The sequence below is a fragment of the Pseudomonas sp. NPDC085632 genome, from assembly GCF_044541255.1.
In the GTDB taxonomy this organism is placed as follows: domain Bacteria; phylum Pseudomonadota; class Gammaproteobacteria; order Pseudomonadales; family Pseudomonadaceae; genus Aquipseudomonas.
Window position 1 is genome coordinate 1 of sequence record NZ_JBITSX010000069.1, and the last position, 22812, is coordinate 22812.

Sequence of the window (22812 nt, forward strand, 5' to 3'; positions counted from 1 at the left end):
CATGGCTTTTCTCCTTGCGGTTGTGGCCCTGGGGCCTATTCGAGTACCACTTCGAGGTCGAGGTGGCACAGCCTGCGATAAATCTCTTCCTTGCGTTCACGTACGGCATGGTTCTGCGGCAACAACTCGCAGCAGCTATGCAGTAGATGCAGCACTTCCAATGCAAGATCGGGCTCCCAGGCGTGCAGGCCTGAGTCCTGTAATGTCTGATCGAGGGTTTCGAGCTGGTTCTTGGCCAGTTCGTACTTCTTGGCCATGAAGCACAGCCGTGCGAGGGCGAACTGCCAGAAGAAGCGTTCTCGACCGCCGTGGGCCGCCTGCAAGCCTTGCTTGAGCGTCTGCACGGCAGGCTTCAGGCCTTCCTTGCGCAGCAGCGGCAGGACTTCTTCGAGGGCTTTTTCCCAGGCCGGCTGGGTTTCGACGTTTTCGCTTTCGACCTTGCGCGGCGCACTGGCGCTCTGCAGGTGCGGCATGACGTTGGCGGCGATCCACGCCCGAGTGGACGGATCGGCAAACGGCGCGCCGTCATGGAAACGCAACTCGACAATGCCGGGCAGCCGTTGAACCAAAAGCGCGAAGTGGATTTCCACTTCGCGCATTGCCAGCTCGGCGTTGAGGTTCTGGAGACACTCCCAGACCATCCTCTGGCCATCGAACCAGAACGGCGCCTTCGCCAGGCTCGCCTCCAGTTCCACCAGCAGGTCGGCGTATTTGCCCTGATCGAAACGGTCCTGGTACAGCTTGAGTTTTTCCAGCGGCAGGCCACGCAGCACGGTGATCTGCTCGGCGTTGCGCTCCGGCACCGCGTCGATGGTCATCCACAGCAACGTGCGGTTCAGGCGCAGGGCGCGCAGGTCGGTGGCCTTCTGCTTGAGCCACCAGGCACACAATGGCCGGGCGCTTTCCTGTTGCGCGCGCAGCGCTTTGTGCGCGTCTCGTTCGTTATCGATCGGTGCGCCGGGGGTGAGCAACTGGCTCGCCGCCTGCTTGACCTGCGCCACTGCCGCACCGACCACGCCGGGGGCCGGCTGGTTGTCGGCCGCGCGCTGGATCATGGTTTTCAGGCGACGGGAAATCGGCAGCAGCAGCGGCGAATCATCGCCCAGATGCTCAGCACACGCCGCTTCGAGACCGGACAGGTGCTCGGAGAGCTGCCGGAACATCGGCAACTGCTCTTTGATCGCAATATTTTCGGTAATGACCTGCTCGAGACGCGGCACCAGCCAGCCGATGGCGGCGGCACGGGTGCGGGGTTTGAGCGGGTGAACGTCGGCCCAGTTGTTTTCCGACAGATGGTGCAGCAGACCGAGGCCGGCCAGCAGCCCGGGGAAGGATTCGCGCTGGTAAAGCGACCAGGTCAGCCAAGCGCCGACACGCAGATCCTTGGATTGGGTACGCAGCAGATTTTCGCTGTTTTCACGGATTTTCAGCCAGTCGATCTGCCCGCTTTCGTGCATCGACGAGGCTTTGGCCAGCTCGCTTTCCAGGGCCTCGAATTCGCTCGAAAAACGAACGTCTTCGCCCGCGAAATTCTCTTTGGAAACAGAGACTTTTGCGAGTTCGAGGTAATGGGCGGAAAGTTTGCTTGAGTAGGACATCCATGGCCTTTATTAAGGATTACAGTCAGGCGCCTATTGGAGTAACCGTGGCGCGGGACAGTATCGAAGAGCGGTGAAGCGACTCATCCAATTGAGATGTGCTCTTTCAAGTGGGCGCATCGTAATCACTATGATGGCCACTAGCAAGCATCTGATTAAACAACAAGACGAAGTGTTCATTGGGGTCTGTAGGAGATTGCCCTATATGTCGCAAGGGAATCCCTGATAGTCCGTTATATTCGCCACATTTCTCTCTCTCCCGCCAAAACCCTGAGCTAGAGCGCTTCTGCGCGGCGCGACGACATCCTGCCGGACGCCGGCGCCATTAAAGGGCGGCAAGCATGACAACTCTTGAAAAAAATAGAAGTAGGAAACTTCCGAAAATGCATTGGCCTCTTTGAATAATTCAGCGAAGACAATGACAAACAGAAAAAGTGCCATCAATTTGATGGCGGTGTGTTTTTGTGAAACTTCCACAGCCCCGTAAACACTGCACATTCGTGCTAACTCAATAAATATCGAAGTGGTCTCCTACAGCCATTTCCTTCAATTCATACAACAGTTTACAACCCGGATGTCTCTGACAAATGACAGAGATACTTCTTACATCAATTTATGTCCCACGCCGCTAGCGTGCCTTGGCGAATTCTTTACGCGTGGCGATCAGGGACGATCGAACACCGCGCATCGACTCATTTTGCTTAAGGACAAGCGTATGTTCAGCACGGGCAGTTGCGCGCCTTTTACCCTGCAGATTCCCGCTATTCGCCACGATTTCGCGGTGCTTGCCTTCGACGGCGATGAGGCTATCAGCAGCCTCTTTGCGTTCCGGATTGAGTTGGTCAGCGAACGCGCTGACATCGACATCGAGCCTCTGCTCAGTCAGCCGGCGTTTCTGCAGTTCGGCTTAAATGGCGAAGGCGTTCATGGGCGGATTGAGGATGTGCAGATTGGCGAGTCAGGTAAACGTCTGACTCACTATCAACTGACGCTGGTGCCAGCGCTGTATTACTTGCAGTTCAGCCATGATCAGCGGATTTTTCAAAACTTGACGGTGCCGCAAATCATCACGCAGGTACTCCAGCGTCATGGCATCCAGACGGATGCATTCACCTTCCATGTCAGCGGCCGGGTGGAGCGTGACTACTGCACTCAGTATGGCCAATCCGACTTTGAGTTCATCCGGCGCCTGTGCGCCGAAGAAGGCATCGCGTGGCATCACCAGCACTCTCCCAACGGTCACATGCTGGTGTTTACCGACGATCAGGTGTTTTTCCCTAAGCTGAGAGCGACGCCTTTTCAACAAGACACGGGCATGGTCGCCGAGCACCCGGTCGTCAATCGGTTCGCCATGGTTTTTAATACGCGAACCAGCACCGTAACCCGTCGCGACTATGACCTGAAGCGCCCCAGCCTGTTGCTGGAAAGTCGTTTCACAGCCGAGTTCACACCCGCGCTGGAAGACTATCGCTACCCCCTGCCGATGGAGAACGAAAAACAGGCCAAACAGCGGGTACGCCAGGTTTTGGAGCGACATCGCTGCGACTACCAAAGGGTTCAGGGCGAAAGCGATCAAGCGACACTGCGCAGTGGTTATTTGTTCGACCTGACTGAACATCCGCGCAAGGACTGCAACGACCTTTGGTTGCTGGTAAGCCTGAAGCATAAAGGCAAGCAACCGCAGGTCCTCGAAGAAGCTGCCGGTAGCGACGTCAACCCCGCCGATGGCTTCACGCAGGGCTATCGCAACACTTTCAGCGCCATACCCGCAGAGGTGCTCTATCGCCCTGCGCTGCCACCACGAAAACCATTGTTGGTCTGCCAGACCGCGCGCGTCACCGGGCCGCCCGGGAGAGAGACGTTCTGCGACGAATACGGCAGGGTTCGCGTCGAGTTTCCATGGGACCGGGCAGAGCTCAATAGCGAGAAGAGCAGTTGCTGGATACGCGTTGCCTCGAGCTGGGCCGGGGAAGGTTTCGGGGCGATGACCATTCCGCGCATCGGCATGGAAGTGGTCGTGACTTTTCAGGAGGGTGATCCGGATCAACCGCTGATCACCGGTTGCGTACCCAACAAGGTCACATCCGCCGCCTATCCATTGCCGGCCAATGAGACCAGAACGGTCTTGCGCACTCAAAGCTCCCCGCGCAATGGCGGTTACAACGAGTTGTCGATCGAAGACCGTGCTGGCCAGGAGAAAATCTACCTGCGGGCCCAGCGCGATCTGGAACAACTGATCCTTAACGACAGCCGCAGCCTGATTACCCGCGACCGCTTCGAGCAAGTGGGCCATGACAGCACCTGCCTGATCGAGGGCAAGACGTCGCACACCCACCACGGTGTGCGCAGTACGCAGATCAACGCCGATGATCTGCTGACCGTCAGTGGCATCAGCAGTCACTCGGTTGGAGCGCTGGTGATTCAGGCCGGCCAGCAGGCGCATGTCACCGCGAGCAACGTGGTGATCGACGCCGGCATGAGCCTGACGCTGTCGGCGGGTGGGCACCACATCGTCATCAACGCCGGCGGGATTTTCAGCAGCGTGCCCATCGTTGAGGGCGGTGCGCCGTTGGCGGGTATTGCGCCCCTACAGCCGCTGCAGGCAGTGGGCGGAATTGTCCCTCTTGTCAGTGCCACACCGCTGTCGATCGTCAACAGTGCTCGCCAGCAAGCGGCGGACTATTGCCCGCTGTGCGAAGCCTGTGCGGCTGGGCAGTGCGGTCTGGGAGAAGTGGCATGAACCGGGTCGAACAATGGCTGCACGAACAATCTCGCGCCGGACGTGATCTTTTTTTAATGCTCGACACCGACGGTCAGAGCGAAGCACGCACGGCGCTGGCCGCCGACCTGGGCACTGAGCAATTTCGTCATTTGTACGCGGGTACGGCGGCTGAATCTTTGGCGCAAACCGGTCCGCTGCTGCTTCGAATCGACACGGCACGCCACCCCGTCATCCAGGCATTGCTCGCCACCCCCGAACGCCATTGGGGTTGGCTGGCCAGCGCCGAGCACGTCGATCTGGAGGATTTGGCAAACCATTGGCGCGACCGTGTGGTGAGTGGCGAACGCCCCAATCTGGCGGTGTATCGCGTGCATGACAACCGCGTGCTCGGACGCGCGCTGGCGCATCTGCAACCCGAGCAATACTCAGCATTGCTCGGGCCGGTCAGCAGCATCTGTTACTGGCATGCCGGGCAATGGAACGTCGCCAACAACCCGGACCCCGGCAAACACCCGCTGCCCATCGACCCGCCATGGCTGCAGACGCCTGTACCGGAGCTGATTTACGCAAACGTGCTGTTCGACAACGCCCGACGCTATCTGGTGGGCGAGCACACTGAAACGATGGCCCAGCTAGCGGAGCAACTCGACATGGATGACTGGTTGTGGGGGCAGATTCAGCTGACGCGTTTGTGGGGCTGGCAGCAACCGGAGCAAGTGCACTTTTTGCTGACCCAAAGTCTTCGGCTACCGGGGTATGTACCGCCCAAGTCATGGCTGCCCAAACCCGGAGAAGACTCGGCGGTGCACTTTGAGCGGGTGTATCAGCAGGTGCTGTTTTGGCAGGAGAGCGGCCCCCTATGAGACGTGCATTTCAATATCTGGCACTTGGCAGTTGCACTGCATTGACCCTGGGTTGCTCTGCGGTTGGTACGCCGAACACGTTTACCTTTGTTCCTGACTTTCCACCCAACTTCAAGTACGACCTGACGGCCACCTATGTGCCCGCCAAAGATCAAACGTGCTCGGTACCGGGTGGAAAAGGTACTCAGCTTGGGTTCAACAAAACCAACATGAAATACGAAGGCACCTCCGTAGTCCCGCTTTACAGAACCGTAAGCGACTGCCCGCTGGCGCTGAACCATGTGGAGATCAAGGTCATCGGTGTTTTTGGCCCCGGACGAAGTAACAGCAGCTATGACTACGCCTCATTTGCCGTACGCCCTGAGTTGCTGGAGCGACAAATGGGTAGTTTCAGAGATGACGAGACAGCTGAGTTCTTTGGTGAGTGTATGTGGTTTTTTCGCACCGTCAGTCCCAAGCGTTACCTCATAAAAATGTTGAGGTGCAAAAAAATGGATGCGCAGGGCAATGTCGGGCGAAGCCGTCCTTCCACGGCGTACACGCTGACTCAGCTAGCGGGAATAACCGTAAGGCTGAAGATCAAGTTGGCTGATGAAGAAAGGCCCGGCTGGGGTGACACCTGGGTTGAAGTTCCCGGTGGCTGGAAGCGCTGTTTGGGTGAAGGTATGGAAGATCAGCGTGGTTACTGCAATGGGAATTACAAGGACTTCAGCACCTTCAGGATGGTGGATGAGCGCATTTGCACAATTTATCCGGGGTGCACTGAGAATAAGGAAGAAACTCCATGAGCATGGAATCTTTAGAGACGAATGTTGCGATCTTTATGCAGGGCAACATCCACGCCTGCCCCAGGCGCGGGCAGTCGACCAGTTTTCAATTAGTGGATGAGTTTGGTAACGGCAAACCCTATGCGGGCTTGACATACGAAATCATCGATTATGAAGACACCGTCTACGCCGGAAAACTGGATGTCAAAGGTTGCGGCAAGGTAGATAACCATTACTGCGGCCCATTAATACTCAAGCTCAGTCAGCCATTCACAGGAACAGAAGCGCTCTATAAAGATTTGAGGGCAAGGGAGCACTACCCCCTGCCCATCACCGAACTCCAGGTGCGCGCCGAAAAAACCCGTTTCTTCAACAAATCAGGTGTACGCACCCAAGCCAATCCCGCAAAAGACCTTGCCGCAAACGCTGCCTACTATCAGGTTGAAGTGAGAGAACTGGTCAAGCATGTAGCGCACTTGCCGCCCCTGGCAAAGCGAAGTGATCCGCCGAACATGGTGGTTCACACACTTATGCGATCCACGCGCACAACCAAATCTTTTGCGCAGGTTGATGCAGGTGTCCCGGATAAAGGGGCGAGAGCGATCTTCAGTCAGGAAGACCGGGGCATGGTGGAGTTGGGTTTTTCTCCACCCCCACCCAAACTTACAGGCATTGCCTTGCTGCCTAACAAACATCATGTGCTGGAGGTGCGCCCCATGAGGGCATTGCGCCCGATGCTGTCGACGAGCAATGAATTCTGCGCACTCAACCTTTATCAACTGTCGCTGATGGCGACCCTGAGTTATACCGACTTCGGACAGGTGCCCAACACGCAACCGGTCAATACCGACAGTGTGAGCTTCCCCTTGCAGCCCAGCAGCGGCAACTGGTTTGGCCATGCCCTGCCGCAGTTTGATGAACTGTGGAAAGTTGATGCCACCCAGAGCAAAAAGTATTACCCGCTCTACGAGGAAGTGCCCTACTCGAAACGCCTGGAAGTGGTGCCGTTCGACCCGCACCTCTATCCCGAGGTCAACGACCCGGCATTGGGTGATGAGCAGGAGCACCCGGCCAAGCTGCACTTTTTTGATGATCGCCAACAGGTCCAAAGCACGGACACACAAGCCTTCATCTGCCACCACGACGAACTGATCCTCATCAGCGTGCGCGGCACCAGTGAAATATGGCCTGACGGCCTGCGTGATGGCGATGCCTATCAGGTTCCGTTCGAAGAAGGCGAAGGCAAGGTGCACCGCGGATTCTACGGTGGTGCTTTAGCGGCTTATCCGTTCATCGTGACTTATCTGGAAAAGTTCTACAGCGGGCAAAAACTGCTGATTACGGGGCACAGCCTGGGCGGGGCAATCGCACTGATATTGTCTGAAATGCTGCGACGTGATCCACAGTACTTACCGCAAATCGTGCTCTACACCTACGGCGCCCCTCGCGCCGGCGACACCACTTTCATCGAAAGTGCCAAGGCGTTGGTCCACCACCGCATCGTCAATCAGAACGACCCGGTTCCGAGCGTACCCGCCACATGGATGAACACTTTCGCCAAGCCAATGCCAATGTATATCGCCAACGGTGCGGTGCTGGTTATTACCCCGGCTGCCGGTTTTGCCTTGCTTGTCTGGGGAATGACCAACTTCTTCGGTGACGATTACGGCCATCACGGCGCGCTGCGCCATTTCATGCCAGTGGTGTTTGGCAAGGAACACCAATCCTCCATTCTCTGGCAGCCGGGCTGCAGCATCATCAACGATCACGGCTGTGCCGAAGCCTTGCGAAATATCAATGGCCTGCCCAAGCGCGGCTCTTTTCTAAAGCAGCTCTTCGCGGCAGGCGATCACTCGATGGTCGGCAGCTACATCCCCGGTTGCTGGGCAAGTCTGCGCCGCTGGCAAGAGGCGCAGCAGCTCAAACGCTCTTTGGTCACCCCACGGGAGTTCGAATGGGTCAGCGGCGCATTGGAAAATATCAGAAAGCAACTGCGCGCCGTCGAGCGCGAGATCCAGGCCCACCCCAGCGCCTATGTCCGCCACCAGGAAAGAAATCACAAGACCACGGTTCTCAACAATGAAATAGACAAAATCAAAATGACCCAGGCGTGCCTGGTCGACCTGCGCGGCCAGCGGGTCACCGAAGCCGACGTGTATGGCAGCTATGCCGACCAGCCCGAGTGGGTGCAGGAAAACCTGCTGCGCTGGAACGCTCACCCGGAAAACCTCGTTCAGGAACAACTGGCGATGATTCCTCCCGCCGCCGAAGACCACGATGCCGCTATTGCCGCAATGACCGGTGGGCATGCCGTTGGCGCGCCGTTTCAGCTGGATATTGATTCGATTGTGTAGTGGCTAAATAACGCGCGGGCAAATCTTGGCTATGCCAGAATCCGATGCCATAAAATTCGGCACCCTCTACAAAGGCTGGTAAGGAGCTTCACCTCATGGAATTGAATGCCATATTTTTCGCAGCACTTATTTGGCTGCCAATCACCCAAGCATCAGCGGACACCCCGTCACTGGACGGCCATTACTACCTGGTCGGCGCAATGGAAATGGGCGCTGAGTTGCTGCTGCGCAAGGACGGCACCTTTGACGCGGGTGTGTCGTATGGCAGTGCCGACGGTTTTGCCAAAGGCACCTGGCGGGTGGAGAAGGAAATACTGACGCTGAAAAGCGCAACCAAACCTGCCTCCGATAGCGATTTGTCTGCCCTGTTCCAGGATCTGCAATTGGCCATTGAGCCAAACTGCCTGGCCGTGGACTTCGGCAATGGCAAGGCCTGCTTCCGCCGCCAATAAGCCGATTTACAGCCACAAAAAATGGGCACCCGACCGCAATCGGTGTGCCCATTTTTGTTTACGGTGTTCCCCCGCTATTCAGGGGATCCGCCGCACTTATGGATTAACGCTGTCTTTCAACGATTTGCCTGGCTTGAACGCAACGGTGTTGCTGGCCTTGATTTTAACCGGCTCGCCGGTCTGCGGGTTTTTGCCGGTGCGGGCGCCGCGGTGGCGTTGCAGGAAGGTGCCGAAGCCGACCAGCGTCACGCTGTCCTTGCGGTGCAGAGCGCCGGTGATTTCTTCGAGAACGGCGTTGAGTACGCGGTTGGCCTGCTCTTTGGTCAGATCTGCTTTTTCAGCGATTGCAGCGGCGAGTTCTGGTTTACGCATTAGTGAAGCCCCTTTGACGGTTTTTTGTTGTTATGTCCGTGCTGTTCTCGTTGGAACAGCGCCCAAGGCGCCGCAGGCTCTACTCTGCGGCAGACGGGAGTGAGAATGGCACGCGGATACCGGCGGCGCCAGTCTCCCCGCGACCTTTGTAGGGGCAAAAGCGGGGTGATTCCGACAGAACGACCGGTATTTACGCCAGCAGGGCCGGAAGCTGTTTGTTCAGGGCGAGTTTTTCCATCACCGCCGCGCCGGTCAGCGCATAACCGAGCAATTGGCCGTCGGCGCCGTGGCACAGGGCCTTGATGTCGGCGCCCTGCCCTTCAACCGTCCAGACGCCTTCGCTGCCCCGTGGTGGCGGCGATACGACCAGCGGGCACACCGGGGTTTTCACGGTGATCGGCATCGGGCCGTAGCTCACGGCAGTCGGGTTACCGGCGAGGGTTTGTGCCAGCGCACGCGCACAACTCATGAGGGGCATCACGTACAGCAGATTCAGCCCTTCGACCTCGGCACAGTCGCCCAAGGCGTAGATATTGGCGTGGGAAGTTTTCAGGTGTCGGTCGACCACGACGCCGCGATTGACCTGTACGCCGGCAGCCGCCGCCAAATCGATGCGAGGACGCAGGCCGATGGCCGAGACCACCACATCGCATGGGATGACCTGGCCGTCGGACAGGTGCGCTTCCAGACCGTCCGCGACTTTTTGCAGGCGGGTCAGCACCGGGCCGAGGTGGAATTTCGCACCCAGGCTTTCCAGCCCTGCCTGTACCGCTGCTGCAGCGGCCGGGTGCAGCAGCATCGGCATGACTTGTTCACAAGGTGCAACCAGTTGCACTTCGTAGCCACCGAGGATCAGGTCATTGGCGAATTCGCAGCCAATCAGACCGGCACCGAGCAGCAAGACACGGCGCTTTCCGGCCGCTGCCGTGCGAAAACGCGCGTAGTCTTCAAGATCGTTGATCGGGAATACCAGATCCGCGCCATCGCCTTCGATCGGCACGCGTACGGTTTCTGCGCCCCAGGCGAGGATCAGGTCGCGGTAGTAAACCGCTTCTTCGCCGATCCACAAACGCTTGTGGCCAGCGTCGATGCCGCTGATGCGCGTGTGGGTGCGCACTTCGGCTTTCAACTGTTCGGCCATGGCGCCGGGTTCGGCCATGCTCAGGCCATCGGCGTCCTTGTTCTTGCCGAAACCGGTGGAGAGCATCGGTTTGGAGTAAGAGCGGCCGTCATCAGCCGTGATCAGCAGCAACGGGGTTTCGCTGTCGAGTTTGCGAAACTCCCGGGCCAGGTTGTAGCCCGCAAGGCCAGTGCCAACGATGACGACAGGTGCGCTCATGCCTTACTCCTTTGTTTTGCTTAGTTGATTTCGATCATTTCGAAGTCCAGCTTACCGACGCCGCAGTCGGGGCACAGCCAGTCTTCCGGCACGTCCTGCCACAGGGTGCCCGGCGCAATGCCGTCATCCGGCCAGCCGTCGGCTTCGTTGTAGATCAGGCCGCAGACCACACATTGCCACTTTTTCATTCAAGTACTTCCTCAGGGTTCAGGCTTATTGCCGGCGCGGATGGTCGATGGGTGTTGCGCTGCCATCCGGCTCAGGGCGTTTTGTACTGATGGAGCCGGGCAGATGCAAGCCTGTTCGGCGCAATGGCGACCCCGATCAATCAATATTGCAGCTCGCCATGGTAAGCTCGCCGCCTCATTTGCGGCCAATAATGACTCATTGTGCAACATTCAAATGCCTGCCCGGCCCCGCTCTGGCTTCCTCAAAGCCGACTGACGCCCCTCCCCGATTCGTTGACCCTCGACTGGTTGTTCGACGAAGGCTCCCTCACCCGCCGACTGACCCGCTTGTCCAGTGATGGCTTCAGCGTGACGCCGCTGTTCGAAGGCTGGGACACCCTGCGTGCCGACGAATGCGCGGCGCTGGATCTGGCTGAGGACAGCGAAGGCTGGGTGCGCGAGGTGTATTTGCGCGGTCGCGGCGAGGCCTGGGTATTTGCCCGCAGCGTCGCCTCGCGCGCCGCCCTGCAAGGCGACGGGCTGCACATGGATGAACTGGGCAGCCGCTCGCTGGGCGAACTGCTGTTTTGCGATCAGGCGTTTCAGCGCCGCGCCATAGAAGTTTGCCACTACCCTGAACAATGGCTGCCTCCAGTCGTGAAAGCGTCTGAGCTGTGGGGTCGCCGTTCGCGCTTCGACCGTGGCGCGTTGAGCGTACTGGTCGCGGAAATCTTCCTGCCGAGCCTGTGGAGCGCCGCCCGCGCCCATCCGGAGAACTGCTGATGTATCAGAGCCTGCTCAAGTCGCTGAACCGCTTGAACCCGCGCGCCTGGGATTTCATTCAGTTGACCCGGATGGACAAGCCGATCGGCATTTACCTGCTGCTGTGGCCGACCCTGTGGGCACTGTGGATTGCCGGCAAGGGCTCGCCATCACTGGCCAACGTAGTGATTTTCGTCCTTGGCGTGGTGCTGACCCGCGCCGGTGGCTGTGTGATCAACGACTGGGCTGATCGCAAGGTCGACGGCCACGTCAAACGCACCGCACAACGGCCATTGGCTGCCGGCAGAATCAGTTCGAAAGAAGCGCTGGTGTTCTTCGCCCTGTTGATGGGCGTGAGCTTTTTGCTGGTGCTGTGCACCAATGCGCCGACGATCTGGCTGTCTCTGGGCGGGCTGGCGCTGGCCTTCACCTATCCGTTCATGAAGCGCTACACCTATTACCCGCAAGTGGTGCTGGGCGCGGCGTTCTCGTGGGGCATGCCGATGGCGTTCACGGCCGAGACTGGCGAGCTGCCGGCGGCGGCCTGGCTGCTGTGGATTGCCAACCTGTTGTGGACGGTGGGGTACGACACCTATTACGCGATGACCGATCGCGATGACGATTTGAAGATCGGCGTGAAGTCGACGGCGATTCTGTTTGGCGAGGCGGACCGGATGATCATTCTGGGGTTGCAGGCGTTGTCGCTGGGGTGCCTGTTGCTGGCGGGGTCGAAGTTCGAGTTGGGGACGTGGTTCCATCTCGGCTTGCTGGTGGCTGCTGGCTGTTATGCGTGGGAGTTCTGGTACACGCGGGATCGTGACCGGATGCGCTGCTTCAAGGCGTTCTTGCACAACCATTGGGCCGGGTTGGCGATTTTCGTCGGGATCGTGCTGGATTACGCATTGCGCTGAAGATTCACACCTGTGGGAGTGAGCTTGCTCGCGAAAGCATTGGGTCAGTTGCCACATAGGCTGACTGAGACGACACCTTCGCGAGCAAGCTCGCTCCACAGGGGATTTGCGTTTATTTGTGCTCGTGCACTACGTGCCAAACTTCCTTCATGCCATCGCCTTTCATTTCTCCAGGCTTCTCATCCTTCATGAAGGTATACAGCGGCTTGCCGTCGTAGGCGTATTGCATCATGCCGTCATCGCGCTTGATCACTGTCCATTTGCCTTCAGCCTTGGCACCCGCCGGCGCCATCATCGGCGGCCAGTTCTTCGCGCAATCGCCGTTGCACATCGACTTGCCGCCAGCGTCCTTGTCGAACGTATAAACGGTCATGCCTTTGTGGTCGACCATCATGCCGTCCTTCATCATGGCCGGCTCGGCGGCCATGGCAAATCCAGGCAGAGTCAGGGCCGCAGCCATCAGCAGTGCTTTAAAAGAAACAGTCATTTGAGTCATGGAAGCCTTCTTTTGTGGTTGTCAGGATTCGGACTTAGAGCTTAGTTCAGGATTCGCACAATCGCTGCCGGACTAAAATACTGTCACACGACTGCAATAATTCCGTTATCTAATGCGGCGCAAGACAGTTAAATGACAAGAGGATTAAGGCATGGTTGGCAGGAGCATTCTGATCGTCGACGACGAAGCGCCCATTCGCGAAATGATCGCCGTTGCGTTGGAAATGGCCGGCTATGACTGCCTCGAGGCAGAGAACTCGCAGCAGGCACACGCCATCATCGTTGACCGCAAGCCAGACCTGATTCTGCTCGACTGGATGCTGCCGGGCACGTCGGGCATCGAGCTGGCGCGTCGCCTGAAGCGCGATGAGCTGACCGGGGACATCCCGATCATCATGCTCACCGCCAAGGGCGAAGAGGACAACAAGATCCAGGGCCTGGAAGTCGGCGCCGACGACTACATCACCAAACCGTTTTCCCCACGCGAACTGGTCGCCCGCCTGAAAGCCGTGCTGCGCCGCGCCGGTCCGACCGACGGCGAAGCGCCGATCGAAGTCGGTGGCCTGCTGCTCGATCCGATCAGCCACCGCGTGACCATCGACGGCAAACCCGCCGAGATGGGCCCGACCGAATACCGTCTGTTGCAGTTCTTCATGACCCACCAGGAACGCGCCTACACCCGTGGCCAGTTGCTGGATCAGGTCTGGGGCGGCAACGTCTACGTTGAAGAGCGCACCGTCGACGTGCACATCCGCCGCCTGCGCAAGGCCCTCGGCGACGCCTACGAAAATCTGGTACAAACCGTGCGCGGCACCGGCTACCGGTTTTCCACCAAGGCCTGATCCGACCGCCAGACTCGCAGACAAGGACCGTATTTCCCGTGAATCAAAACTGGCATGGCACCCTGATTCGCCACATGCTGTTGCTGGTCACAGCGTGTCTGGTGATCGGCCTGATCACCGGCTATTACGGCTGGAGCCTCGCGGCGGGCCTGGGGATTTATCTGGGCTGGACGCTCAAGCAATTACTGCGGCTGCACGAATGGCTGCGCCAGCACCAACCCGACGAAGCACCGCCCGACGGCTATGGACTGTGGGGCGAGGTGTTCGACAGCATCTACCACCTGCAACGCCGCGATCAACGGGTGCGCGGGCGCCTGCAAGCGGTGATCGACCGGGTGCAGGAGTCCACCGCCGCGCTGAAAGACGCGGTGATCATGCTCGACAGCGACGGCAACCTGGAATGGTGGAACCGCGCCGCCGAAACCCTGCTCGGTCTCAAGACCCCGCAAGACAGTGGCCAACCGGTGACCAACCTGGTGCGCCATCCGCGCTTCAAGGAATACTTCGAGCAGGACAGCTACGCCGAGCCGCTGGAAATCCCCTCGCCGACCAATGATCGCGTGCGCATTCAGTTGTATCTGACCCGCTACGGCAACAACGAACACTTGATGCTGGTGCGCGACGTCACGCGCATCCATCAACTGGAACAGATGCGCAAAGACTTCATCGCCAACGTCTCCCACGAATTGCGCACACCGTTGACGGTGATTTGCGGCTATCTGGAAACCCTACTCGACAACGTCGAAGAGGTGAATCCGCGCTGGAGCCGCGCCCTGCAGCAGATGCAACAACAGGGCGGGCGCATGCAGACGCTGCTCAACGATTTGTTGCTGCTGGCGAAACTGGAGGCCACTGATTACCCGTCGGACAACCAGCCAGTTCAGGTGGATACGCTGCTGCAATCAATCAAGAGCGATGCGCAGCAATTATCCGGCGCGAAGAATCAGCGCATCACCCTGGAAGCCGACGCCGGCCTGCTGCTCAAGGGCAGCGAGGCGGAATTGCGCAGTGCGTTTTCCAATCTGGTGTTCAACGCCGTGAAATACACCCCGGCCGAGGGCAACATCCGCATTCGCTGGTGGGGCGACGATCAGGGCGCGCACCTCAGCGTGCAGGATTCCGGGATCGGCATCGACAGCAAACACCTGCCGCGCCTGACCGAACGCTTCTATCGCGTCGACTCCAGCCGCAATTCCAACACCGGCGGCACCGGCCTGGGCCTGGCCATCGTCAAACACGTGTTGCTGCGCCACCGCGCGCGCATGGAAATCAGCAGCGTGCCCGGTCACGGCAGCACGTTCACCTGCCATTTCGCCCCGGCTCAGGTCGCCCAGGCACGGGCGATCAGCGCCGCTGAGTAATGTCGCACTAGGCAATCGCCAGGTCAGCCGCTACATTGGCTGACTTGTGCCTGCCTTTCAGGCACGACTTTTCTCTCTTTTGAATCACACGGAACCCGCAAAACTCCATCATGGACCCTTCCCCTGGCTTGTCCCTCGCAACAATATTCGCCGATTTCGGCATGATCCTTTTTGCTCTGATCCTGGTTTTGCTCAACGGCTTTTTCGTTGCGGCGGAATTCGCCATGGTCAAACTGCGCTCGACCCGGGTCGAGGCCATCGCTGATCAGAACGGCTGGCGCGGACACATTCTGCGCACCGTGCACAGTCAGCTCGATGCGTACCTCTCGGCGTGTCAGCTGGGTATCACCCTGGCCTCGCTTGGCCTCGGCTGGGTCGGTGAGCCGGCCTTTGCGCATATTCTCGAACCGCTGCTGAGCGCGGTCGGCGTGCAGTCGCCGGAGATCGTCAAGGGCGTGTCGTTCTTCACCGCGTTCTTCATCATTTCGTACCTGCACATCGTGGTCGGCGAGCTGGCCCCGAAATCCTGGGCGATCCGCAAACCCGAATTGCTGTCGCTGTGGACGGCGGTGCCGCTGTACCTGTTCTACTGGGCAATGTACCCGGCGATCTACCTGCTCAACGCCAGCGCCAACGCGATTCTACGGATTGCCGGCCAGGGCGAACCCGGCCCGCATCACGAACACCATTACAGCCGCGAAGAACTGAAACTGATCCTGCACTCCAGCCGTGGCCAGGATCCGAGTGATCAGGGCATGCGTGTTCTGGCGTCGGCGGTGGAAATGGGCGAGCTGGAGGTGGTCGACTGGGCCAACTCCCGCGAAGACCTGATCACCCTCGAATTCAACGCGCCGCTGAAAGAAATCCTCGCGATGTTCCGTCGCCACAAGTTCAGTCGTTATCCGGTGTACGACAGCGAGCGCCAGGAGTTCGTCGGCCTGCTGCACATCAAGGATCTGCTGCTGGAACTGGCGGCGCTGGACCACATTCCCGAGTCGTTCAACCTGGCTGAGCTGACCCGTCCGCTGGAGCGCGTGTCGCGACACATGCCGCTGTCGCAGTTGCTGGAGCAGTTCCGCAAGGGCGGCTCGCACTTCGCCGTGGTCGAGGAGGCTGACGGCAACATCATCGGCTACCTGACCATGGAAGACGTGCTGGAAGTGCTGGTCGGCGACATTCAGGACGAACACCGCAAGGCTGAGCGCGGGATCCTTGCCTATCAGCCGGGCAAACTGCTGGTGCGTGGCGACACGCCGCTGTTCAAAGTGGAACGCCTGCTGGGTATCGACCTTGACCACATTGAAGCGGAAACCCTCGCCGGGCTGGTCTATGAAACCCTGAAGCGGGTGCCGGAAGAGGAAGAAGTGCTGGAAGTCGAAGGCCTGCGCATCATCATCAAGAAGATGAAAGGGCCGAAGATTGTGCTGGCCAAGGTGTTGATGCTCGATTGAGTGCAATGCGGGAAACCGCGTTGCCTGCTAAAAGATCGCAGCCTGCGGCAGCGCCTACAGGGATTGCATGCCCATGTAGGAGCTGCCGCAGGCTGCGATCTTTTGCTTTTAGAAGCTTACTGCTTGCCCAGCGCAAAGTTGGGCAACGCCCCCAGCGGCTGATTGAACTGATACGGAATCGACACCAACCCTTCCCCGGTATTGCGCTGCACCACAAAGTGCAGGTGCGGGCCGCTGCTGTTGCCGGTGTTGCCTGACAACGCCAGCGGACTGCCCACGGTCACCCTTTGTCCTTCGCGCACGCTTACCGAGCCTTGCTTGAGGTGCAGGTACACGCCCATGGTGCCGTCGTCGTGCAACACCCGGACGAAATTGCCGGACGCATCCGAGCCGCGCCCGCTCTGGGAGTTTTCGGTCTTCACCACCACCCCGGCCCGCGCGGCAATGATCGGTGTACCCACCGGCATGGCGATGTCCATCGCATAGCGATTCTTCGGCCCATAGTGGCTGTACTGACCGTTGGCGCCCTGACTCAGCCGAAACGGCCCGCCACGCCACGGCAGCGGATAGCGATAACTCTGCGCGGCGCCTGAGGGGTCGCCGAGGGAGTAATGGAACTGCGGCGAATAGACCAGCGGCTTGCCGCTGGTAATCGCCGTCAGCAGCGCCAGACGCGTGTTGCTGCGCGCCGGCAGCACTCGGCGGATGGTTTGTGCCGGCGCGCCGCGGACGTTGCTCATCCCGGTAAACGCCAGTGCCACCTCGACCGGCGAATACAGATCGTTGCGCACGAACACCACGTCAGTGCCCTTCTGCTTTTTGATGTCGAGATAGACCTGCCGCTCCAGCCGCTCGACCATGCGGTCCTGAAAGACGAACACCTGCGAGCCTTTGCTCGGCCGGTCGCTGTACGAGACCACGCCGTTGGCATCGGTGGATTTGTAGATAGTCATGGCCACAGCCGAGGTGGAGGCCATGAAGAGACCACAGAAAAACAGCAGGCGCGCGAGCATGGGCAGAGTCTGTCGAAGTGAGGCCTGGAAGTGAGCCTAGCAGGTGAAGCAGACCAGGCTAGTCGACAGATGTTTCAAATGATCGTCCCCACGCTCTGCGTGGGGACGCAGCCCGGGACGCTCTGCGTCCCATGCGAGAGGACGCGGAGCGTCCGGTTGAGGCATTCCCACGCAGAGCGTGGGAACGATCAGTGTAAAGCTGTGATCAAGCGCCCGGAACGAAGTGCTTCTGCGCCGTGCCGCGGGCGATCAGGCGGGAGATGTAGTCGAGCTTCTGCGCATCCTGATCGACGAAACGGAAGGTCAGTTGCAGCCATTCGCTGTCCGGTTTCGGCTCGAACGCAACGACGGCGTGCAGGTAGCCGTTGAGGCGGGCGATTTCGGCGTTGTCGCCCTGTTCCAGATCGAGCACCGCGCTGTCGAGGATCTGCGGCAGGGTGTCGGTACGCTTCACCACCAGCAACGCTTCCTTGATGCTCAGGGCCTTGATCACGCATTGCTGAGTACCGCTTGGCAGGCGCAGTTGGCCTTGGCCACGACCGCTGGCCGGCGCCGACGCGGCGACTGGCGCCTTGACCGGTGGGCTGTTGAGCAAACCACGGGACGGCGCAGCAGCGGGCGCTGGCGCGGCAGCAGCCGGTTTGGCAAACGGATTGACCACAGCAGTTGCCGGCGCGCCACCGACCACGGCAGGCTTGCCGCCAGTCAGTGCACTCAGCGAATCGTTGCCGAACGCCGAGTTCATCTTGGTCGGCGCGCTGTTCATCAGGGTGTCGAGCTTGCCGACCTTGTTCAGCGCCTGCTTGACCTTGGTCAGCAGTTGCTCGTTGGTGAACGGCTTGCTGACGTAACCGGAAACGCCAGCCTGAATCGCCTGGACGACGTTTTCCTTGTCGCCCCGGCTGGTCACCATAACGAATGGCATAGTCTTGAGGTTGTCTTGCTCGCGGCACCAGGTCAGCAACTCGAGACCGGACATTTCCGGCATTTCCCAATCGCACAGGACCAGGTCGAACGCTTCCCTGGCCAGCATGGCCTGAGCCTTTTTGCCGTTGACGGCGTCCTCGGTGCGGATCCCCGGGAAGTAATTACGCAAGCACTTTTTCACCAGGTCACGAATGAACGAAGCATCGTCCACGACCAACACACTGATCTTGCTCATCCAACACCCCTATTAAAATCCCGGCAAGCATAACGCTGGCTGATGGCACATTGCCAAAACTCTTCAGTCACGCCGGGACTTTTCGTTCGGGGGTGCTGATTTTTAATTCGCTTCTGCATATTAAAAGCACAAACAAAAACGCCCGGCCAAAGGGCCGGGCGCTTTTCTCAGGCAATCTTACTTATCGTCAGCATCGCCCGGAACATTAGCGGTTTCGCCGCTTGTACCTTCAACTTCTTCTTTCATGCGCTTGAGGCCCATGTGGCGCACGTCGGTGCCGCGCACCAGGTAAATGACCAGTTCGGAGATGTTGCGCGCGTGATCGCCGATGCGCTCCAGCGAACGCAGCACCCAGATGATGCTCAAGACCCGCGAGATAGAGCGCGGGTCTTCCATCATGTAGGTCGCCAGCTCGCGCAGGGCAGTCTTGTATTCGCGGTCGATGATCTTGTCGTACTGCGCCACCGACAACGCCAGATCGGCGTCGAAACGGGCGAACGCATCCAGTGCATCGCGAACCATGTTGCGCACCTGGTCGCCAATGTGGCGAACCTCGACGTAACCGCGCGGCGCTTCGCCTTCTTCGCACAGCTGAATCGCGCGACGGGCAATCTTGGTCGCTTCGTCACCGATGCGCTCAAGGTCGATCACCGACTTGGAAATGCTGATGATCAAACGCAGGTCGGACGCCGCCGGCTGGCGACGGGCGAGAATGCGCAGGCATTCTTCGTCGATGTTGCGTTCCATCTGGTTGATCTGGTCATCAATCTCGCGCACCTGCTGAGCCAGACCGGAATCGGCCTCGATCAGCGCGGTCACCGCGTCGTTGACCTGCTTCTCGACCAGCCCGCCCATGGCCAGGAGGTGGCTGCGCACTTCCTCAAGCTCAGCGTTGAACTGCGCGGAGATGTGATGGGTAAGGCCTTCTTTACTAATCATGTTGGCGTCCTTGGAGCGTCCGGTAAGGTGCGGTGGGCCGCAGCATCAAATTCTGTGGATAACCCGCAACTGTCAGCCATAACGACCGGTGATGTAGTCTTCGGTCTGCTTCTTCGCCGGATTGGTGAACAGGGTATCGGTGTCGCCGAATTCCACCAGTTTGCCCATGTACATGAACGCCGTGTAGTCGGACACCCGCGCGGCCTGTTGCATGTTGTGGGTAACGATGACGATGGTGAACTTGGACTTCAGCTCGTAGATCAGCTCTTCGACTTTCAGCGTCGAGATCGGGTCGAGGGCCGAGCACGGTTCGTCGAGCAGCAGCACTTCCGGCTCAACCGCGATGGTACGGGCGATCACCAGACGTTGTTGCTGACCACCGGACAGGCCGAGTGCCGATTCGTGCAGACGGTCTTTGACTTCGTCCCACAGCGCCGCGCCTTTCAACGCCCACTCGACCGCTTCGTCGAGGATGCGCTTCTTGTTGATGCCTTGAATGCGCAGGCCGTACACGACGTTTTCGTAGATGGTTTTCGGGAACGGGTTGGGCTTCTGGAACACCATGCCGACGCGACGACGCAACTCTGCAACGTCTTCGCCCTTGCGATAGATGTTGTTGCCGTACAGGTTGATCGCGCCTTCGACGCGGCAGCCGTCAACCAGGTCATTCATGCGGTTGAAGGTACGCAGGAGCGTAGATTTACCGCAGCCGGACGGGCCGATGAAAGCGGTTACGCGCTGTTTCGGGATGTTCATGCTGACGTCGAACAGTGCTTGTTTCTCACCGTAGTACAGGCTCAGGCCCGGTACTTCGATGGCCACGGTTTCCTGCTCAAGGCTGAGGCTTTGCTTGTCGCGACCCAGGGCCGACATGTTGATGCCGTGGGTATGTGTTTCGTGCTGCATGGGATATCCCCTGTGCTAACAAATTCGGTTTGTTGAACCGCTGGCCTAGCCAGCGGGTAACGCAAATTCAGTGTTTGTCGCGGCCCTTGTGGGAGCTGGCTTGCCAGCGATGGCATCACCGCGGTGTAACTGAAACACCGCGTCGCCTGCATCGCTGGCAAGCCAGCTCCCACAGGATTTGTGTTAACTGTCCAAAGCTTTGTATTTTTCACGCAGGTGGTTGCGGATATACACCGCCGACAGGTTCAACGTGGCGATCACCAGCACCAGCAACAGCGCCGTGGCGTAAACCAGCGGACGGGCCGCTTCAACGTTCGGGCTCTGGAAGCCGACGTCATAGATGTGGAAGCCCAAGTGCATGATCTTCTGATCCAGGTGCAGGTACGGGTAGTTGCCGTCCACCGGCAGCGACGGCGCCAGTTTCACCACACCCACCAGCATCAGCGGCGCCACTTCACCGGCGGCGCGAGCCACGGCGAGGATCATGCCGGTCATCATTGCCGGGCTGGCCATCGGGATAACGATCTTCCACAAGGTTTCAGCCTTGGTCGCACCGAGGGCCAACGAGCCTTCACGCACGGTGCGTGGAATACGTGCCAGACCTTCCTCAGTCGCGACGATCACCACCGGCACCGCCAGCAGTGCCAACGTCAGCGACGCCCAGAGCAGACCCGGTGTGCCGAAAGTCGGCGCCGGCAGCGCTTCCGGGAAGAACAAACGGTCAACCGAACCACCCAGCACGTAAACGAAGAAGCCCAGACCGAACACGCCGTAAACGATCGCCGGAACACCGGCGAGGTTGTTCACCGCGATACGGATGATCCGCGTCAGGGTGTTCTGCTTGGCGTATTCACGCAGGTACACCGCTGCCAGCACGCCGAACGGGGTGACGATCATCGCCATGATCAACGTCATCATCACGGTGCCGAAGATTGCCGGGAAAATCCCGCCTTCGGTGTTCGCTTCACGCGGGTCGTCCGAAAGGAATTCCCAGATCTTGCTGAAGTAGAAACCGACCTTGGTAAAGGTGCTCATCGCGTTCGGCTGGTAAGCGTGAACCACTTTGCCCAGACCGATTTCGATCTCTTTGCCGTTGGCATCGCGAGCGGTCAAGGCATCGCGGTTGAACTGTGCGTGCAGATCGGCCAGACGCGCTTCGATGTCCTGATAACGCGCATTCAACTCGGCGCGCTCGGATTCCATGTCCGCTTGCGCGGTGGCGTCGAGCTTGCCTTCCAGTTCCAGTTTGCGACCGTGCAGACGGATGCGCTCCAAACCTGCGTTGATCGCACCGATATCAGTCTTTTCCAGCGACTTCAGTTGCGACGCCAGACCGTTCACACGGTTGATCCGCGCTTGCAGCTCAGGCCAGGCCGCCTCGCCCTCGGCGATGACTTTGCCATCCTGTTTGACGTTGACCAGGTAGCCGTAGAAGTTGCCCCACTCGCGACGTTCGATCGCCATCAGCTCCGGCGGCGTGGTCTGGTTGGTCAGCCACTCGCCGACGATCCAGGTGAAGTCGTTGCCGTTCAAATCACGGTTGCCGACCTTGATCAGCTCGCGGGTCATGAATTCCGGGCCTTCATCAGGCACCGGCAAACCGGCGCTCTTCAGACGGGCACGGGGCACTTCTTCTTTCTGTACTACTTCACCGACGACCAGGTGATTGGCCTGACCCGGTACGTCGTAATTGGCGTGGACCAGGTCCGCCGGCCAGAAGTGACCGAGACCGCGCACGGCAATCACAGCCAGCAGGCCAATGGTCATGATGACCGCGATGGACACCGCACCACCGCTGATCCAGACGCCCGGGGCGCCGCTCTTGAACCATCCTTTCAGGGAGTTCTGTTTCACAGACTTCTACCTTTGCTTAAAGCGACGAGTATTTCTTGCGCAGACGCTGACGAATCAGTTCTGCCAGGGTGTTCATGACGAAGGTGAACAACAGCAGCACCAGCGCCGAGAGGAACAGCACGCGGTAGTGGCTGCCGCCGACTTCCGACTCGGGCATTTCCACCGCGACGTTGGCGGCCAGGGTGCGCAGGCCTTCGAACAGGTTCATTTCCATGACCGGGGTGTTGCCGGTGGCCATCAGCACGATCATGGTTTCGCCGACCGCACGGCCCATGCCGATCATCAGCGCCGAGAAGATCCCCGGGCTGGCGGTCAGGATCACCACGCGAGTCATGGTCTGCCATGGCGTGGCACCGAGGGCCAGCGAGCCGAGGGTCAGGCCGCGCGGCACACTGAACACGGCGTCTTCAGCGATCGAGTAGATGTTCGGGATCACCGCAAAGCCCATGGCCAGACAGACTACCAGAGCGTTGCTCTGGTCG

21 protein-coding genes are annotated in these 22812 nt (G+C 59.3%); 10 read left to right on the forward strand and 11 right to left on the reverse strand.

Translation table 11 applies throughout. The annotated features are described in order from the left end of the window. Positions 1-35 precede the first annotated feature (35 nt). Positions 36-1598 (reverse strand): type VI secretion system protein TssA, encoded by a 1563-nt coding sequence (gene tssA / locus ACIF4X_RS27435; RefSeq protein WP_397484476.1) that lies wholly within the window; start codon positions 1596-1598, stop codon positions 36-38. A gap of 715 nt (positions 1599-2313) precedes the next feature. Here tssA and ACIF4X_RS27440 point away from each other — a divergent pair. The 5 genes from ACIF4X_RS27440 to ACIF4X_RS27460 all read left to right on the forward strand — a co-directional run bounded on the left by ACIF4X_RS27440 (position 2314) and on the right by ACIF4X_RS27460 (position 8756). Then, complete coding sequence (locus tag ACIF4X_RS27440; RefSeq protein ID WP_397484477.1) at positions 2314-4338, forward strand: type VI secretion system tip protein VgrG; 2025 nt, start codon at positions 2314-2316, stop codon at positions 4336-4338. Next, positions 4335-5183 (forward strand): DUF4123 domain-containing protein, encoded by an 849-nt coding sequence (locus ACIF4X_RS27445; RefSeq protein ID WP_397484478.1) that lies wholly within the window; start codon positions 4335-4337, stop codon positions 5181-5183. Before ACIF4X_RS27440 ends, ACIF4X_RS27445 begins: the two co-directional genes overlap by 4 nt. Then, entirely contained in the window at positions 5180-5971 is a 792-nt protein-coding gene (locus ACIF4X_RS27450; protein WP_397484479.1) for a hypothetical protein, read from the forward strand. The genes ACIF4X_RS27445 and ACIF4X_RS27450 overlap by 4 nt, the downstream gene beginning before the upstream one ends. Continuing rightward, complete coding sequence (locus tag ACIF4X_RS27455; protein ID WP_397484480.1) at positions 5968-8304, forward strand: lipase family protein; 2337 nt, start codon at positions 5968-5970, stop codon at positions 8302-8304. The genes ACIF4X_RS27450 and ACIF4X_RS27455 overlap by 4 nt, the downstream gene beginning before the upstream one ends. A gap of 95 nt (positions 8305-8399) precedes the next feature. Beyond that, entirely contained in the window at positions 8400-8756 is a 357-nt protein-coding gene (locus ACIF4X_RS27460) for a hypothetical protein (RefSeq protein WP_397484481.1), read from the forward strand. A 96-nt stretch (positions 8757-8852) separates the two neighbouring features. Here the strand turns inward: ACIF4X_RS27460 and ACIF4X_RS27465 are convergent, their stop codons facing one another. The 3 genes from ACIF4X_RS27465 to ACIF4X_RS27475 all read right to left on the reverse strand — a co-directional run bounded on the left by ACIF4X_RS27465 (position 8853) and on the right by ACIF4X_RS27475 (position 10655). Continuing rightward, positions 8853-9128: an HU family DNA-binding protein gene (locus tag ACIF4X_RS27465; protein ID WP_003213368.1), complete on the reverse strand. Its 276-nt coding sequence runs from the start codon at positions 9126-9128 to the stop codon at positions 8853-8855. 190 nt (positions 9129-9318) lie between these two features. Next, positions 9319-10467, reverse strand: a complete 1149-nt coding sequence (locus ACIF4X_RS27470; RefSeq protein WP_397484482.1) for an NAD(P)/FAD-dependent oxidoreductase — start codon at positions 10465-10467, stop codon at positions 9319-9321. A gap of 20 nt (positions 10468-10487) precedes the next feature. Then, positions 10488-10655: a rubredoxin gene (locus tag ACIF4X_RS27475; RefSeq protein ID WP_034152097.1), complete on the reverse strand. Its 168-nt coding sequence runs from the start codon at positions 10653-10655 to the stop codon at positions 10488-10490. Between the two features lie 201 nt (positions 10656-10856). Between ACIF4X_RS27475 and ACIF4X_RS27480 the strand changes: the two genes are divergently transcribed. Together ACIF4X_RS27480 and ubiA are read left to right on the forward strand one after the other, a co-directional pair. Then, positions 10857-11417, forward strand: coding sequence for a chorismate--pyruvate lyase family protein (locus tag ACIF4X_RS27480; protein ID WP_397484483.1), 561 nt, complete (start codon positions 10857-10859; stop codon positions 11415-11417). Beyond that, complete coding sequence (ubiA, locus tag ACIF4X_RS27485; RefSeq protein WP_397484484.1) at positions 11417-12307, forward strand: 4-hydroxybenzoate octaprenyltransferase; 891 nt, start codon at positions 11417-11419, stop codon at positions 12305-12307. Before ACIF4X_RS27480 ends, ubiA begins: the two co-directional genes overlap by 1 nt. A 112-nt stretch (positions 12308-12419) precedes the next feature. Here ubiA and ACIF4X_RS27490 read toward each other — a convergent pair whose 3' ends face one another. Then, positions 12420-12803: a hypothetical protein gene (locus ACIF4X_RS27490; protein ID WP_077575084.1), complete on the reverse strand. Its 384-nt coding sequence runs from the start codon at positions 12801-12803 to the stop codon at positions 12420-12422. A gap of 151 nt (positions 12804-12954) precedes the next feature. On the opposite strand from ACIF4X_RS27490, the gene phoB reads away from it, so the two are divergent. The 3 genes from phoB to ACIF4X_RS27505 all read left to right on the forward strand — a co-directional run bounded on the left by phoB (position 12955) and on the right by ACIF4X_RS27505 (position 16456). Beyond that, complete coding sequence (phoB, locus tag ACIF4X_RS27495) at positions 12955-13644, forward strand: phosphate regulon transcriptional regulator PhoB (RefSeq protein ID WP_007896474.1); 690 nt, start codon at positions 12955-12957, stop codon at positions 13642-13644. A 74-nt stretch (positions 13645-13718) separates the two neighbouring features. Then, complete coding sequence (phoR, locus tag ACIF4X_RS27500; protein WP_397484489.1) at positions 13719-15005, forward strand: phosphate regulon sensor histidine kinase PhoR; 1287 nt, start codon at positions 13719-13721, stop codon at positions 15003-15005. Between the two features lie 110 nt (positions 15006-15115). Next, positions 15116-16456, forward strand: coding sequence for a hemolysin family protein (locus ACIF4X_RS27505; RefSeq protein WP_007920256.1), 1341 nt, complete (start codon positions 15116-15118; stop codon positions 16454-16456). Between the two features lie 116 nt (positions 16457-16572). Here the strand turns inward: ACIF4X_RS27505 and ACIF4X_RS27510 are convergent, their stop codons facing one another. The 6 genes from ACIF4X_RS27510 to ACIF4X_RS27535 all read right to left on the reverse strand — a co-directional run. Next, positions 16573-17469 (reverse strand): peptidoglycan DD-metalloendopeptidase family protein, encoded by an 897-nt coding sequence (locus ACIF4X_RS27510; protein ID WP_397484485.1) that lies wholly within the window; start codon positions 17467-17469, stop codon positions 16573-16575. A 205-nt stretch (positions 17470-17674) separates the two neighbouring features. Then, positions 17675-18631 carry a response regulator gene (locus ACIF4X_RS27515; RefSeq protein WP_397484486.1) on the reverse strand — a complete coding sequence of 319 codons (957 nt, stop codon included), beginning with the start codon at positions 18629-18631 and terminating at the stop codon, positions 17675-17677. A gap of 177 nt (positions 18632-18808) precedes the next feature. Next, positions 18809-19570 (reverse strand): phosphate signaling complex protein PhoU, encoded by a 762-nt coding sequence (gene phoU / locus ACIF4X_RS27520; protein ID WP_007954334.1) that lies wholly within the window; start codon positions 19568-19570, stop codon positions 18809-18811. 72 nt (positions 19571-19642) lie between these two features. Next, positions 19643-20476 (reverse strand): phosphate ABC transporter ATP-binding protein PstB, encoded by an 834-nt coding sequence (gene pstB / locus ACIF4X_RS27525; RefSeq protein ID WP_016985765.1) that lies wholly within the window; start codon positions 20474-20476, stop codon positions 19643-19645. Between the two features lie 183 nt (positions 20477-20659). Next, complete coding sequence (gene pstA, locus ACIF4X_RS27530; protein WP_397484487.1) at positions 20660-22330, reverse strand: phosphate ABC transporter permease PstA; 1671 nt, start codon at positions 22328-22330, stop codon at positions 20660-20662. Between the two features lie 16 nt (positions 22331-22346). After that, positions 22347-22812: ABC transporter permease subunit (locus ACIF4X_RS27535; RefSeq protein ID WP_397484488.1), on the reverse strand; the 466-nt coding region annotated here is incomplete at its 5' end.